The sequence below is a fragment of the Malonomonas rubra genome (assembly GCF_003247215.1).
Classification (GTDB): domain Bacteria; phylum Desulfobacterota; class Desulfuromonadia; order Desulfuromonadales; family Geopsychrobacteraceae; genus Malonomonas; species Malonomonas rubra_A.
In genome coordinates, this window is sequence record NZ_QKAP01000006.1 from 18227 (window position 1) to 33698 (window position 15472).

Genomic DNA, 15472 nt, shown 5'->3' on the forward strand with positions numbered 1-15472 from the left:
GCTTCAGGGTCGAGAACTGGCAGTTCTTGATTGTGAATCGCCGAACTGCCACGCCATTGTCAAAAAACGATGGCGGCTGGTGGGGGGAGAGAGGAATAGCGCGGCTCCGGAATCCGATCGGCAAAAAACCGATCTTTTCCGGCGCAGAGTGAATGGATGGATGAGAAAATTGTCAGCCAAATACGAACCAGCTTGAGCAGCAGGGAAGCGTTTTTCCGGCCATCTCCGGCATGGTCGATATCGCTGCGGCGTTGCAGTTGATGACAGCTGCGACCGGCGGCAGCAAAACGACTGAGCAAGTGGGAGAAGAGGTGCGGCTGTCGCCAGGGCAGGTTGTTAAAAAACTGGATATCCTCTTTTGCCAAACCGGCCAGGTAAAAACCGCCGTCCCGGCTGGGGCCGAGAACAACCCCAGCGTTGTACAGGGCTCCTTCGATATCGTTGCGATCCAGAGTCGGGATGTCGCCGCCGACCGCCACCACCCGCTCGTAACCGAGAGCGAAGGTATCCTGCAACGCGGCCTCGAAAGATTCCCTCAGGTCGGCTCCGCGTTGCGGCAGATAGACGGCACCAGCCAAAGCCGGCGCGTCGCCGTCCTGAACCACCACGATATCGGCTTGCTGAAAACTTTGCAGCAGATCGAAGGTACGGTAGAGCATTGCCAGATGGATCGATTGGTCCATCCGGCGCCCGAACCCGAAAGACTTGCCTTTGCACTTCCCCTGGATGAACAGGAGCAGCGCCTGGCGTCTTTGTGCTGTGATCTGCTGAGCTAGCATGAGCAAACCCTATTCAGAATATCAATTAGCCCGTGCCTGTGCTTCCAGAGCCTGAGCTTCGGCTTCGATTGCACCGAAATCAAACCTTGCGCCCTGTGGCCGGACCGGAAGTCCTTCGTGGTCGACTTTTTTCAGATCAACTTTTAAAACATTGATCAGCACCTTCTTTTCTGTTTCCCATTTAATATCGAGTTCGATAAACGCATTGGTATCCTCGTTTTCCAGTCGCAACTCAACGTCTTGCTTGTCCTCCAGCAGCTTGTGAGCAAAACTCTCAGCCAGGTGGTAGACTTCGTAGAACTTTACTCCCAGCGCTTGCAGCTCTTCCTTAAGCTCGTTTGACATATCGATGTTGAGCTCGATGTCTTCAATCTTCGTCTCGAATACCAGTGTTTTTTTGTTTACTTCGCCCATAACGTTAATCCTTTTTCTGTTCAGCCGGTTTTGACCGGAGGCTATCAGCCCCCGACCTGTGACATTAAAAAGTTATCGTGCTTATAGCCATCGATAGAAATGGAGTGACATTCCGGTTTGTTCCAAACCAGCTCTTCCAGCTTCCTCCTGACCCCAGTTCTGTCTCCGAGTCTCAGACAGGGGACCAGATCGGTTGACTGGTTGGAAAAAAGACAGCTTTTGGCTTTGCCGGTTGAGGTGATACGGATGCGGTTGCAGGTGGCACAGAAATGCCCGGAAACGGCGGTGATGATGCCGATGGTGCCAAAGGCGCCAGGTATCCGGTAATCCTTTGAAGGCCCTGCGTAAGCCCCCTTTTCAACCTCCTCCAGAGCATACCTACGGGAAATCCGGTCGAGAATCTCCTGTCCCGAGATCACCTGCTGCTGCCACCCCGCAAGCTCCAGAGTCGGCATGTATTCGATGAAACGGACCGAATAGCCGTGAGTTTTGGTCAACTCGGTGAAAGCGATTATTTCGTCGTCATTGAATCCGCGCATCGCCACCACGTTAATCTTAGGTGCGGGAAAGCCGGCTTTTTCTGCCGCCTTCAGCCCGGCAAAGACCATTTTCAACTCGCCGCCACGTGTAATTTGCCGGTATTTTTCTTCCTCTAAAGAATCGATACTTATATTCAGGCGCTGCACACCTGCCAGATAGAGATCCTGCGCCATCTTCGAAAGCAGGATGCCGTTGCTGGAAATCGCCAGGTGGCGCAACCCGTCGATGCCGGAAAGCCTGGCCAGAAACGGCACCACCCCTTCCCTCACCAGCGGCTCTCCGCCGGTTACACGAATTTTTTCGATCCCCATCGAGACAGCGGTTTCCGCGATCAGTTGCAAATCCTCGTAAGAGAGGATCTCTTTATGCGAACAGGTAGCAACCCCGTCGGTCGACATGCAGTAGCGACAGCGCAAATTGCAGCGGTCCGTTATTGACAGGCGCAGATAGTTGATTTGGCGGCCGAAGGAATCGATCAGTTTCATGATTTTCTCGCTTTGAAACAATCAGGGGTTACTAGAGGTAAATTGCCAAATTCTAAATTGCCAAAGTCTATGTCAGCCCCATCGGCCAGCCGTTCGCAGGTAAAAAGGTTCTCTGCCAGCCAATTGTTGACCAGTTGTGCCTGCCCAAGCCATTTCCCGATGGAGTAATAAGCGCGTTCTCCGGCACTGCCGATTAGCGGGCTGATCTTTTCCGCCGAAGGGAGGCCGTTTTCTCCAAGAACCTCCTCCTCGGCCTTGACATCCATCACCTGGCCGATAAATTGCGTGTGCGAACCGATCTCCAGCATATGCAGCAGAGAGCATTCCATGATCAGAGGAAATTCCTGCACGTATGGGGCATCGACCACATTGCTTCTGACAGCGGTTAACCCGGTCGCCGAAAACTTGTTGACCGAAACTCCGGAAACGTTGCCGATAAAGTCGGTTTCAAACAGAAAATCTCTTGATGGGACACTGACGGTAAAAGCCTGATGCTCAACAATATTGGCATAGGTTGCACGACTGACTTTCAGGGATACCGCGACGCAGGCCGGGGTTGTACAGCAAATCGATCCCCAGGAAGCAACCATGATGTTCGGTTGCGCGCATGATCCATAACTACCGATCACCCAGACTGGCGACGGGATCGCAAGGGGTTTACATCCAAGCGAAATCTTCATCTAACCCCTCTCAACAAGTTGAATTGCATGCCGTCATAGGCCAGTAAGACATTCGGCACATCGGTCAGGCGGCATTCAAGCTCTGCTACTGTGACCGGTTTGCTGTAATGGATTGCCATATGTGTCAGGACGGTTTTTTTTGCCCCGACACTTTGTCCGAGCTCAATTGCCTCGCTCATCGACATATGACTGTCGGGAAACCAGTTAAAATCACTGAAAGTGGCATCGCAGATCAGCCAATCAATCGCGTTCATCTTCACCTTGGTCGCTTCTGGCAAGCCCGAGGTGTCTGGGAAGTAGGCCAGTTTCGCTTTCTCTGACTCAATCAGGAAACCAGCAGTTTCCACCCCGTGATTGGCTGGCAGGGGAGTAATTCCTAGGTGGCCGAGGTTGTATGTTGTTGCGAACTCCCAAGGTTGAGGATCCAGGATATCCTGTAAATAGGTAAACGCAGCCCTGAAACTGTCGACTGCAGTCGGTGGCAGATAGAGCGGAATAGGTTCCTTCCGGTCGAGTTTGACGTAATATTCCATCTCGCCCAGCCCGCCGAAATGGTCATAGTGCCAATGAGTCAGAAAAATTCCGTCAATGCTATCGAGTTGTTCCTGGAGTAGCTGAAATCTCAGATCGGGAGAAGTGTCGATGAGATAACTCCTGGCATCCGTGCGAAGCAGCGCCCCACTGCGTGTTCGGCAATGGCGTCCATCGAGGCGTGCCTCTCGGCAGCCTCTGCATTCGCAGAAAAACGACGGTACGCCAGGCCCGGCACCTGATCCTAATATTTTGAATGAACTTCCCATATCAACCTCATGTGTTACATCAAGAAATCTTGATCAGTCAGCGTTGGTAGACCATCGCTGCCGAACTGCATTCAGCCTGATCGGGACAGAACTGACATTGGCGAGCAAATGGCTCAGTCAGTTCATCAAAGTCACAGTCGAGCAAACCGTTTTTCTGGTAAAAGCTTCTGCTGACGCCTCGCGAAACTGTCGTCACACGGTAGCTCTGAGCCGGTTCAACAACGCTGTCACGGCAATAACTCCAAGGTTTCTGCAGCAAAGCCTGAAGCAATTGGCTTCCAAGTCCCCGGCTGCGGCCATCGTTCTGTACGACAATCGTCAGCAGGTGAAACAAGTCTACATCCAGTTGGTAGAGCAGGCCGCCGCCGTAAGTCCCGGCTTCATCTTTGATAACAACGTGGTCTTCGATGTCACCCACAAGTGCCATATCACTCGCAAGGAAAATACTGCGCAGGCTTTCTTCATCAGCGGCAGTTGCGAATTCGATTTGATAAGGCATGTCGTTCTCCAATATCCGGATTCTTTTCGGCACAAACAAATCTAAAAACTTCACAACAAGTTAAATTTACTACAGAAAACAGGCACATAAAGCCTACGCCCTGCACCTCTGCCTGATGGATGAGCAATAAGAGTGCCACCGTGTGCAGATTTTTATAAGTCCCCGAATTCATGCTGCTCTTGCTTGTGCAGCAGTCATGAAGCAGCTAAGTAGGAGGTTTATCGAGTCTTGGAGATTGTTTTATTTTGAGATTGATAAAAGGAGCTGTGTCATTTTGAAACAGCACCCATTTGGGGGCCGGAGAAGGAGATCCTACAATTTCTGGGCGACTGAAACATGGGTAAGATGGGGCCTTTTCTGTAGAATAAGGGCCCATTTATAATCACCCGGAAATATGTTATTGTTTCTTTATGACCTTGCTTGGCAATTGCTGTTTTTTCTAATAGTTATGGACACATAGAACCAAATAGGTGAATTCAATCTATTATTGGCCCGGTCAGGCCAGTATGCAGTGCCATCATTTTCATCAGGCGCAGAATTTGCATATTATAATCAAGTCCGACTTAACTTATTAGCTAAGGAGAACGACAAATGGCATTGCGGGAGCAGATTTCAGACGTTTTAGGAACTCAAGTCCTTTTTGCAAATGCCGACAAAGAAAAACTGACCAAAAAACGATGGCACGAAATCCTTCGCTGCAAAGAAGAATTTTTGAATAACCCTTCCGCCGATCCTAGTCAGTATTCTTGCATGGACAAGGACGTCGCTGCATCCTGGATGCGATCGCGCAAGTTGGGGGTAAATCCACACAAAATAGTCACAATCCCTAACGAAGGCCAGCTCACCAAGCTTTGTGCGAAACATAAACAACTCATAAATATCACTAACGAGCAGGTTGCACCCTTTAGAGACAAGATGGTGGCCTTAGGCTACCTGTTTTACCTGTTTGACGAATCAGGCATGATTCTCTGCCACGAAGGAGTCTGGGTTGAAGATCAGGTTGCCGACAAAGGTTCACGCATCGGTATTCTGGCAAACGAAGAAACGGAAGGCACAACTGCTCACGGCCTCTGCTTCCATCTAAAACGACCGGTTCAACTGATTGGGCCGGAAAACTACTGCATCCCGCTGCAAAACCGGATTGCTTCAGCTGCACCGATCATGGGCGACGATGGCTCGATATCGGCAGCCGTTGTCATTCTCAGCCCTCCACTGGTCGAAGATCTGGAAGATGACAGAATCAACCACCTCTACATGCACACCCTGGCCCTGATCTCTTCAGTAGCAACCTCGATCGAAACAAAAATCAAATTAGTGAATCACTCCGCCGATTACGAAAAAACCAGGAACGAAGTCGCCAAATTGAGTGAAGAGCTGCAAAAAGCCAGAGACAAAATGGCGAGCGCCCACGAAAGCCTCAGCGCATCTTTTGCTTTCATAGACGAAGGAATGATCGCGGTTAACAATAAGGGCAAGATTCTTCAGATTAACAGCGAAGCGATCAGAATTTTTAAAGTCCGCCCTGAAGAAAGCGGCAACCGTAATATCAGTGAGTTTCTCACCTCCGATTCTGCCATCATGCGCCGCGCGGGTTCAGGCGAAAGCTTCACCATTGACGAGTGTATCAAGGTCGAAGGCCTCAAAGCACGACCCTACAGAATTTCGGTACGCCCGGTCCTGAATCAGTACACAAAAAAACTTGATGTCGTCATTCTGAAATTTATCAGCTGCGAAAAGCTGCTGAATCAACAAAACAACAGGATGGGAAGGGCTGCCTTCTTTAAGTTCGAGGATATTCTCGGCGAAAGCATGGCGATTAAATCTACGATTGTCCAGGCTCGCCGTTTTGCCGATTCACCAGAAAATATTCTACTAATAGGGGAAAGTGGCACAGGTAAAGAACTGTTTGCCCACTCCATTCATAACGCCTATCGGCCGAATGGTCCCTTCATGGCCGTCAACTGTGCCGCCCTGCCCCGCGAACTGGTCGGTAGTGAACTGTTCGGCTACGAAGGTGGCAGTTTCACCGGCGCCGAACGCTGCGGCAAAGCGGGTAAAATAGAGCTGGCCGATGGCGGCACCCTGTTTCTTGACGAAATCGGCGACATGCCTCTGGAACATCAGGCAATCCTGTTACGCACACTGCAGGATAAACATGTCATGCGGATCGGTGGGAATCGCTACAAAGAAGTTGACTTCCGGCTAGTCGCCGCTACTAACAAAGATTTGCTGAAAATGGTCGAGGAAAATACCTTCCGCGAAGACCTTTATTACCGCATTTCCGTGCTCGGAATATTTATTCCACCGTTGAGGGAACGCGGCAAGGACATTTCCCTGCTGAGCAAACTCTTCATCCACAATTATTGTGAGCGCATGGGCTGGCCGGAGCCACAACTCAGCCCCGAAGCGGAGAAAATCATCACTCAATTCCGATGGCCGGGAAACGTCAGACAATTGCAGAATTCGATACACCACGCGATCAACACCGCAAACGGCGAAACGATCGAACCATGCAACCTCCCCAGCTATGTCCTTCAGAACTCCGCGCCTGTCACCGGAAGCAGCACTCCTCGATTCAGCGGCACAGCACCGCAAACATTTGACTTGAAAACCATAGAAAAAGAGGCGATTGAAGCCGCCCTGCAGCGTGCCAACAACTGCATCCCGACTGCGGCGGAAATGGTCGGGTTGAGCCGTTCCACTCTCTACCGTAAACTCAAGGAATACAATATCCCCATCTCCTGAGTCCTTTCCCTGACCTGCAATTCAGATCTCCCAGTCCTTCTTGCCTTGCCCTTGCCTAAACGCTGGGGCTTTCTTATGCCCTGAAATATCCCCAAAAGCCTACCTGGTACTCCGCGTCAGCGGTCTCAAAATGAAACCCCGATCGCAGAAAAGGATTTTTACTCCTATCGGCCTGAGGCTTCCAGCCAACCTGGAGCGGGTTAATTTTTCGCGTTCGGTTTCCCTGCATTCCGCTAGTTTTCTAAGCTTGACACCAAGTTGGCGGCGACGCTGTCCCCTCTTCGAAATAATCATCCATTCTTTGGCTTGCTAGTTGCACAAAGCCCAGATCAAGCGATCAAAAACGTATCGCGAGCAACCAGGCCGTCCCCCTAAGCCTTTGAAATAATTCGCCTACTGAGCGCTGCCACGACCACGGCTGGTCAGCAGCATGGAGAAACCTTCGATTGAGAGCTACAAGAGAGGAGTTATGATCGGAAAAGTTGATTTAACCCAGGAAGGCATCGAAGTAAAAAAATCGGCCTGCTACTTCTGCCACCAGAATTGTGGCGTGCTGGCCTACGTCAAGGACAACAAGGTTCTCGGTATTGAAGGTGATCCCGAGTTCCCGACCAACCAGGGCGGCCTCTGCTGCCGCGGCAATATTGCCCTCAAGCACCTGGACCACCCCGACCGGGTTAACTACCCGCTGAAACGGGTCGGCAAGAAGGGTGAAGGCAAGTGGCAGCAGATTCCCTGGAACCAGGCGATTCAGGAAATCGCCGCCAAGCTGTCGAGCATCCGCGAACAGTTCGGCGCCGAAGCCGTTGCCACCGCAGGCGGTACCCAGCGCACCGATGACTGGGCGCGTCGCCGCTTCATGAACCTGTTCGGCAGCCCGAACGGCTTCCACAACTCGCACCTGTGCTGGATTCCGACCTTTATGGTGGAAACCGCCATTTACGGCTGGTGCCCCTTCGACCTGGATATCGGCGCCAGTAAATGTATCGTCCTCTGGGGGCAGAACCCCGGCGCCTCGGGCATGCCGGAAGCGCATCACGTTGCCGAATTGCAAGACAAAGGCATGAAGGTCATCGTCATCGATCCGCGCTTCACGGAATCCGCTTCCAAAGCCGATCTCTGGCTGCCGCTGCGCCCCGGTTCCGACCTGGCCCTGGCCCTGGCCTGGATTCATGTCATCATTTATGAAGGCCTGATGGATCAGGAATTCGTCTTGGAGTACTGTGAAGGATTCAACGAACTGGCTGAACATGTCGTTGATTTTTCACCGGAGTGGGCTGCCGAACTGACCTGGCTGACCCCCGATCAGATCCGCGCCGGCGCCTATATGTACGCCAACAACAAACCGGGCAACATCCAGTGGGGCACCTCGGTCGACCAGATCGGCAAACCGGCCGGCGCCACCATGCATGCCCGCGCCCTCCTGCGCGCCCTGACCGGCAACCTCGATCGCCCCGGCGCCGACCTGCTGACCGGCCCCTCGCAAGACTATCTAACGGACGAGGAACTGGAAGGGAATGAATTCCTGTCGGACGAGCAAAAGGCCAAGCAGATCGGCGCCGACAAGTTCCCGATGGTCACCTGGCCCGGTTACAGCAAGATCAGCGAGCTGACGAAAAAAACCTGGGGCAAGGCCCCGACCGCGGAGTGGATGTGCGAAGCGCACCCGCCGTCCGTGTTCCGCGCCATCGCCAGCAGCGACCCCTACCCGGTCAAGGCCCTGCTGATCTCGGCAACCAACCCGCTGGCCTCCTACGGCGAAACCAGCGTCGTGCTGGAAGCCCTGCGCAAGGTGGACTTCATGGTCGCCTGCGAGTACTGGGTCACGCCATCCGCCATGTTCGCCGATTACATCATGCCGATCGCCGGCGCCCTGGAGCGGCCGATCATCACCAACAGCTACGGCTGCGCCGACTTCATGCTGACCTCGCAGCGCGCGATCCAACCGATGTACGAGCGCCGCAACGACTTCAATTTCTGGCGCGACCTGGGCGTAGCCCTGGGGCAGGAAGCAAACTGGCCCTGGAAGACCGTTGAGGAGGCATATTTCAGCGCAATTGCGCCGATCGGCCACGCGGTCAGCAGCTTTGATGAGTTCGTCGAGAAAATCCGCTTCCACTTCCCGGAGCGGGAATACTACAAGTACAAACGCCAGGGTTTTGCCACCCCTTCGGGCAAGGTCGAACTCTACTCGACCACCCTCAAGGAACTCGGCCTGCCACCGCTGCCGCAGTATGTCGGACCTTCGGAAAACGAAATCGACAACCCGGAACTGGCGGCGAAATTCCCTCTGGTGTTGACCACCGGCGGCGGCTTCATGCCCTTCCACCACTCGGAGCACTTCCAGATCAAGGATATGCGCTTCCTGCGGCATTCGCCGTTCATGGACATCAATCCGGCAACGGCAAAGGAAATGGGCATCACAGACGGCGACTGGGTCTGGATCGAAACCGCACGCGGGCGCATGCGGCAACGCGCCAATCTGACCGAAGCGATCCACCCGAAAGTGATCTATACCCAGCGCTGCTGGTGGTACCCGGAAAAGGATATGCGCGATTTCGATCTCGGTGGCGAACTCGGCGGGGCACTGGAGTCGAACGGAAACGTCTTGACCAGTACAGCGGATGATTATTGTGACCCCTACAGTGGATCCTGGGCGAACCGCGGATTGCTCTGCCGGGTTTACAAAGTAGAGGAAGCGGACTTGAAGGAGGTAATGTGATATGGCTCGTTATGCAATGGTCATGGACACCAGGCACTGTATAGGCTGTCATTCCTGTACGATTGCCTGCAAAATTCGCAATGAACTGCCGACCTACATGATTTACAACCCGGTCACTACGGATGGCCCGCACGGCACGTTTCCGCACCTGAACATGCTCTTTTTGCCGCTGCTCTGCATGCATTGCGACAATTCACCCTGTGTCGATGCATGTCCGACCGGGGCTTCGGTTCAGACGGAGAACGGCATCGTTCACGTCGTCGACAAAAAGTGCGTCGGCTGCCTCTCCTGTATCATGGCCTGCCCCTACGGCGCACGCTATCACAATCATGAGACCGGTGCGGTCAACAAGTGTAACTTCTGCCTGGACCGGGTTGAAGAAGGCATGCGCCCGCACTGCGTCGAAACCTGTCACCAGAAAGCGCGCATCTTCGGTGACCTGGATGACCCGAACAGTGAAGTCAGCAAGCTGATCAGTGAAAACCGCTCCTTCCAGCTGCTGCAGGAACTTAACACCGACCCCTGTGTCTTTTACATCTATTGATGGAGGCGTTGAGAAATGAGTGAAAAACATCAAACCTGGGGTTGGATGCTCGCCGTCGATTTCTTTTTCGCCGGCATGGGCGGCGCCATGCTGATCGTCGCCGCCATCATCGACCTGTTTATCGGTAAAAATCAGATTTCCGTGCTGGCCAACATTGTCGGCCCGCTGTGCATGAGTGTCGGTTGCGGCTTTCTGATTCTTGAACTGGGGCGCCCGTTGCAGGCCTGGCGCGTCTTCATGAACCCCAAGGCGATCCTGACCTTCGGCGCCTGGATGATGACGTTTGCCATTATTTCCGGTTTTGTCTATGCCTCTTTCGGCATCGATTTCGGCCTGTTTTTCTGGCGTGACTGGGGCTTTCTGCGGCAGCTGCTGGCCTTGGTCAACCTGGTCACCGGCCTGGTTGTCGCCACCTATCCGGGCGTTCTGCTGGGACGCCACAAAGGGCGGCCGTTCTGGGTCGGCCCGGCCATCATGGGACTGTTCCTGCTCTCCTCCCTGGTGACCGCGCTGGCGCTGCATCTGCTCTGCGCAATGATCGCGCCGGTTGAAGGCTCCGTGCTGAATAACCTGCCGAAGCTGCTAGCCGCCCTGCTGCTGGCCCAGGGGCTGCTGTGGGCGGGCTACCTCTGGATCAAAGCCAGCGGAACCACGGCAGCCGAAGCCGCCAGCGCGCAGCGTTGGATCAGTGGTGATCTTTCGAAAAGGTTCAAAATTTCCTTTATGCTCCTCGGCACGCTGCTGCCGCTGGTCATGTTCCTGATTCCGGTAAGTTTGTTCCAGGGGCTTGCAACACTGCTGGTTCTGTTCGGCGGAGTGACGATGCGGATGATGACTGTCACCAGCGGTAACGACCGCACTTTCCTGCCGGGGGAACTGCAGTATCGTTCCCGCCTGCCTCATGGGCACGAAAGATTCTTGAAGAAGAATTGGATTTAGCGGCACGACTGTTGGGCTCTGCCGAAACCGGCACTCACATCTCTCTTTCGGCATCACCGAAAAAGGTTTTGGCAGAGCCCGTGTAAAGGTAGCGCGATATTCATGCCGACAGACATAGAAGACTGAGGTTTCAGATGACACAGGCAGCCGTGGCAAACAACGCTGATACAATCACAAATAAAATACTTTTGGAAGTCACGCAAAGTGTTTGCCCGGTCTGCCTGGAAGTCATTGATGCGCGCATTGTCGTCAAAGACGATGCCGTCTATATGGAAAAATCCTGCTCACAACACGGTACTTATTCAATTTATCTCTGGCCGGACGAGGAGCATTATCGCTGGCTGAAAAACTTTAAATTTCCCCAGATCCATCCGAACACAGCAAAACCGACCACCAAGGGCTGCCCCGAGGACTGTGGGCCTTGTAAATCTCACTTACATCGCCCGCGCCTGGTCGAACTCGAACTGACGCAGCGCTGCAATTTACGTTGCCCGGTCTGCTTCATGGCTGCAGACGACAACCAGGCGAACCTTGCCACCGATCTCACGCTGGCGGAAATTGAACGCCAGCTTATCAGCATCATGAATCAGTGTGGCCCGCAAACCAGCATCCAGCTGACCGGCGGAGAGCCGACCGTGCGCGAAGACCTGCCTGACATCATCGCACTTTGTCGAGAGATCGGTTTCAGCGCAATTGAAGTCAACACCAACGGTGTCGTCATCAGTCGCGACCGCAACTACCTTGAGCGGCTCGCGGCATCCGGCGCCACCGGTATCTACATGCAGTTTGACGGCTTGGACGATCAGGTGTTCAAACAGATCCGGGGCGCCAACCTGCTGAAACTCAAATTACAGGCGATTGAAAACTGCCGTGCCATCGGCATGCAGATTGTTCTGGCAATGGCGGTGATCAGGGGAATCAACGACAACCAGATGGGCAGAGTCCTTGAATTCGGCCTGGAAAATCGTGACGTCATTGTCGGCATAGCTTATCAGCCCGCGTTCGGTTCCGGTCGCTTCGAGGTCAGCAACCAAAAACCCCTGACTATGGGGGATGTCATCTACGAACTGTCGGAGCAGAGCAGCAACTTGCTCTCCCCCTACGATTTCTGGCCAACCGGCTGCTCGCACCCGCTCTGCGACGCGACCACTTACCTTGTCCCAAAACCCCAAGGCTTTCAGCCGATGAGCCGGATCATCAGCGTTCATGATTACCTGCACCACTTCGACCCGTCCAGCCCGCAGGGTTCCGCGCTGCCCGATATCGCGCAAAAAATGTTCCCGGGCCAGGAACCTGGCTTGTCGATCCTGATCATGAACTATATGGATGCGATGAGTATGGACTTGAAACGTCTCCGCCAGTGCAGCATGACGGTGGCTGGCGAGGACGGTAGCCAGATTCCGTTCTGTTCTTATCAGTTGACTAATATCGACGGCCTGAAACGCTCCCAGCGCGTATAAACGTATTTTACTGTTCTCCGGATTGCCCCTCGGCGCTCCGGAGAACACCCCTTTCTTGATCCATCGCAAAACAATTCCCAAACCCTCTCAAATCACCCAAGTTAGTGACTCAACATCCCGTTATGACGAATGTTTTTTAAGTTTATTTGTAAACACAAAAACACCAATTTGCGACCATCGCCAGCGTTCTTAAATTGATACCACTTGGGACAAAAGCTTTACATATTTAATTTCAATAAGTTAGCTATCAAAAACCAGATCCTACCTGTCCGTCCTATCTCAAAATAAGAATTTACTTAGCTTTTTGTTAATTCTAATTTTCCCTTTTATTACAATAAGTTATGACGCACTAACTTTAATTTCAGATTGGCACACTCATAGCAATTGTCTATGTCAGATTCAAAATCATTTTCATACAGCCTGCATGCAGTGCTGCAGCCTCATGCAACAAAACGTAAAGGAGGTGCGAAAAAGGATTTTCGAGGAAAGTTTGTGTAATTAACGATTAGAGAATGAAAGGAAGGTACACGACAATGGCAATGAGTAAAGAATGGAAAACAGAAAATGAGGATGGCTCCATAACAGTGAGGACCTCTGCGTGGTCCCCTCCTGGAGACCATCCGGTCGGCTACGGCATGAAGCTGACCGTCAAAGGTGGGAAACTGATTAAGGTTGAAGGTGACGAAGAGCACCCGATCAGCCAAGGTCGCCTCTGTGTTCGTAACCTGACTCTGGCTGACTACGTCCACCACCCCTCCCGTATTCTGACCCCGATGAAGCGTAAGCTGGAAGATCGTGGTAAGAACAAGTGGACCAAGATCTCCTGGGATGAAGCCTGGGACATCATTGTTCCGAAAATCAAAGAATTTAAAGAAAAGCACGGCGCCGAGTCGATCATCGTCTTCGGTGGTACCGGTCGTCAGGCTTGTATCTACTACTACCCCCTCGGCTTTGCCTCAATCGGCACTCCGAACGTCTGCTACCCGCTGAGCGGCTGGTCCTGCTACGGTCCGCGCTGCTCGATCACCGACTACGTTCTCGGCGCCGGCTATCCGGAAATCGACTACGCCGGTTTCTACGAAGATCGTTACGACGACCCGAGATTCACCTTGCCGGAACTGATCGTCGAGTGGGGTAAGAACGCTCTCTACTCCAACCCGGACGGCTTCTTTGGTCACGCCCTGATCGACATGATGAAGCGCGGCACCAAGATGATTCACATCGACCCGCGTATCACCTGGCTGGGTACCCGTTGCGAAGAAGTTTGCCAGCTGCGTCCCGGAACCGACAGCGCCCTGGGCCTCGGCTTCCTCAACGTCATCATCAACGAGGAACTGTACGACAAGGACTTCGTCGAAAACTGGACTTACGGCTTCGATGAGCTCAAAGAGCGCGTTCAAGAGTATTCGCCGGAAAAAGTTGCTGGTATCACCTGGGTTCCGGCTGACCAGATCCGTCGTTGCGCTCGTCGGATGGCAACTGCTAAGCCTTGCTCGATCCAGTGGGGTCTGGCAACCGACGAGAACCCGAACGGTGTTCAGATGGGCCACGCTATCCTGTCGCTGATGGCCATCACCGGCAACCTCGACGTTCCCGGCGGCGTGACCATCGGTCCCCCCGCTGCACTGCTCGGTAAGTGGCGGGTTGAAACCCGGCGGAACCTGTCGGAAGAACTCTGGGAAAAGCGAATCGGCGCTGCAGAATGGCCGGCCCTCAGTACTGCCATGGCAACCACCCACCCGGACGAAACTCTGGACACTCTGGAAAGCGGCAAGCCGTACAAGTTGCGCATGGGTTGGTTCAACAGTAGTAACTTCATTACGCCGACCTGTTCGGCACAGCCTGACCGTTGGTACCATGCTCTGAAGTCCCTGGAGTTCAACGTTGTTCAGGATATCTTCATGACTCCGACCGCTATGGCTTTCGGCGATATCTTCCTGCCGGTGTCTACTTTCGCCGAGCAAGACGGCGTCGTCGTTACCCACTTCGGCCGTAACGCTGTCACCCTCGGCCCCATCAACGAGGCTCTGCGCGTCGGCGATACCAAGTCCGATATCGAAGTTTGTATCGAACTCGGCAAGAAGTTGCACCCGGACATGTGGGATTACAAAGACGTTCCTGACTTTTTCACCCAGCAGCTTGAGCCGGAGCTCGGTGTCAACTTTGACAAGCTGCGTGAGATGGGCGTATTCCAGCCGAAGTACATCTACAAAAAGTACGAAAAAGGTCTGCTGCGTGGTGACGGCGAGCCTGGCTTCAATACCGTTACCGGTATGGTCGAGCTCTCCTCGACCCTGTTCGAAGCCTGGGGTGACGATGCCCTGCCGTACTTCAAGGAGCCGCCGTACAGCCCGATCAGCACCCCGGAACTGTTCAAGGAGTACCCGCTGATTCTCACCACCGGTGCACGGAAAGTCACCTCGTTCCACTCCGAGCACCGTCAGATTGCCGTATTGCGCGAGATCGATCCGGATCCGGAAGTCGAATTGCATCCTAGTACAGCTAAAACCCTCGGCATCAACCATGGCGACTGGGTCCTGCTCGAAAACATGTTCGGCAAAGCAAAACTCAGAGCCAAGGTTACTCCGACCATCCACCCGAAGGTTGTGCATGCGACTCACGGCTGGTGGTTCCCGGAGAAGGATGCAGAAGAGCCGAGCCTGTTCGGTGTATGGCAGTCGAACATCAACACCCTGGTCCCGCATAAGCACATCGGTAAGCTTGGTTTCGGTTGTCCAATGAAGCAGATGATTTGTAAAGCTTCGCGTCTGGATAGCTTCGATAGCTACAACATCGAAGTCTAAAACTAAGCGTAGGAGACATGGCCGGTGACGACTGCAACAGACTCACGCGCGTCGCCGGCCA

The 15472-nt window shown here is 53.4% G+C and carries 12 protein-coding genes; 6 read left to right on the forward strand and 6 right to left on the reverse strand.

Annotated features, from left to right (window positions below):
• Nucleotides 1-59: 59 nt before the first annotated feature.
• From Q7J88_RS00245 to Q7J88_RS00270, 6 genes are read right to left on the reverse strand one after another with little or no spacing between them, the layout of a single operon-like run.
• Nucleotides 60-779, reverse strand: a complete 720-nt coding sequence (locus Q7J88_RS00245) for a DUF2064 domain-containing protein (protein WP_303720143.1) — start codon at nucleotides 777-779, stop codon at nucleotides 60-62.
• Nucleotides 780-800: 21 nt separating this feature from the next.
• Nucleotides 801-1193, reverse strand: coding sequence for a hypothetical protein (locus tag Q7J88_RS00250; protein ID WP_303720144.1), 393 nt, complete (start codon nucleotides 1191-1193; stop codon nucleotides 801-803).
• 44 nt (nucleotides 1194-1237) lie between these two features.
• Nucleotides 1238-2218 carry a GTP 3',8-cyclase MoaA gene (moaA, locus tag Q7J88_RS00255; RefSeq protein WP_303720145.1) on the reverse strand — a complete coding sequence of 327 codons (981 nt, stop codon included), beginning with the start codon at nucleotides 2216-2218 and terminating at the stop codon, nucleotides 1238-1240.
• A complete protein-coding gene (locus tag Q7J88_RS00260; RefSeq protein ID WP_303720146.1) occupies nucleotides 2215-2898 on the reverse strand; it encodes a flavin reductase family protein in 684 nt (227 codons plus the stop codon). The genes moaA and Q7J88_RS00260 overlap by 4 nt, the downstream gene beginning before the upstream one ends.
• Nucleotides 2895-3698: an MBL fold metallo-hydrolase gene (locus Q7J88_RS00265; protein WP_303720147.1), complete on the reverse strand. Its 804-nt coding sequence runs from the start codon at nucleotides 3696-3698 to the stop codon at nucleotides 2895-2897. The genes Q7J88_RS00260 and Q7J88_RS00265 overlap by 4 nt, the downstream gene beginning before the upstream one ends.
• A gap of 37 nt (nucleotides 3699-3735) precedes the next feature.
• Nucleotides 3736-4197 (reverse strand): GNAT family N-acetyltransferase, encoded by a 462-nt coding sequence (locus Q7J88_RS00270; protein ID WP_303720148.1) that lies wholly within the window; start codon nucleotides 4195-4197, stop codon nucleotides 3736-3738.
• Between the two features lie 750 nt (nucleotides 4198-4947).
• Between Q7J88_RS00270 and Q7J88_RS00275 the strand changes: the two genes are divergently transcribed.
• The 6 genes from Q7J88_RS00275 (at nucleotide 4948) to Q7J88_RS00300 (ending at nucleotide 15411) form a co-directional block, all read left to right on the forward strand.
• Nucleotides 4948-6942, forward strand: a complete 1995-nt coding sequence (locus Q7J88_RS00275; RefSeq protein WP_303720149.1) for a sigma-54-dependent Fis family transcriptional regulator — start codon at nucleotides 4948-4950, stop codon at nucleotides 6940-6942.
• A 469-nt stretch (nucleotides 6943-7411) separates the two neighbouring features.
• Entirely contained in the window at nucleotides 7412-9664 is a 2253-nt protein-coding gene (locus tag Q7J88_RS00280; RefSeq protein ID WP_303720150.1) for a molybdopterin-dependent oxidoreductase, read from the forward strand.
• Nucleotide 9665: 1 nt separating this feature from the next.
• On the forward strand, nucleotides 9666-10208 hold the full coding sequence (locus Q7J88_RS00285; RefSeq protein ID WP_303720151.1) for a 4Fe-4S dicluster domain-containing protein: 543 nt from the start codon (nucleotides 9666-9668) through the stop codon (nucleotides 10206-10208).
• Between the two features lie 15 nt (nucleotides 10209-10223).
• Complete coding sequence (nrfD, locus tag Q7J88_RS00290; RefSeq protein WP_303720152.1) at nucleotides 10224-11147, forward strand: NrfD/PsrC family molybdoenzyme membrane anchor subunit; 924 nt, start codon at nucleotides 10224-10226, stop codon at nucleotides 11145-11147.
• 134 nt (nucleotides 11148-11281) lie between these two features.
• On the forward strand, nucleotides 11282-12607 hold the full coding sequence (locus tag Q7J88_RS00295; protein WP_303720153.1) for a radical SAM protein: 1326 nt from the start codon (nucleotides 11282-11284) through the stop codon (nucleotides 12605-12607).
• A 539-nt stretch (nucleotides 12608-13146) separates the two neighbouring features.
• Nucleotides 13147-15411, forward strand: a complete 2265-nt coding sequence (locus tag Q7J88_RS00300; RefSeq protein ID WP_369681930.1) for a molybdopterin-dependent oxidoreductase — start codon at nucleotides 13147-13149, stop codon at nucleotides 15409-15411.
• The last annotated feature ends 61 nt before the right edge of the window (nucleotides 15412-15472 follow it).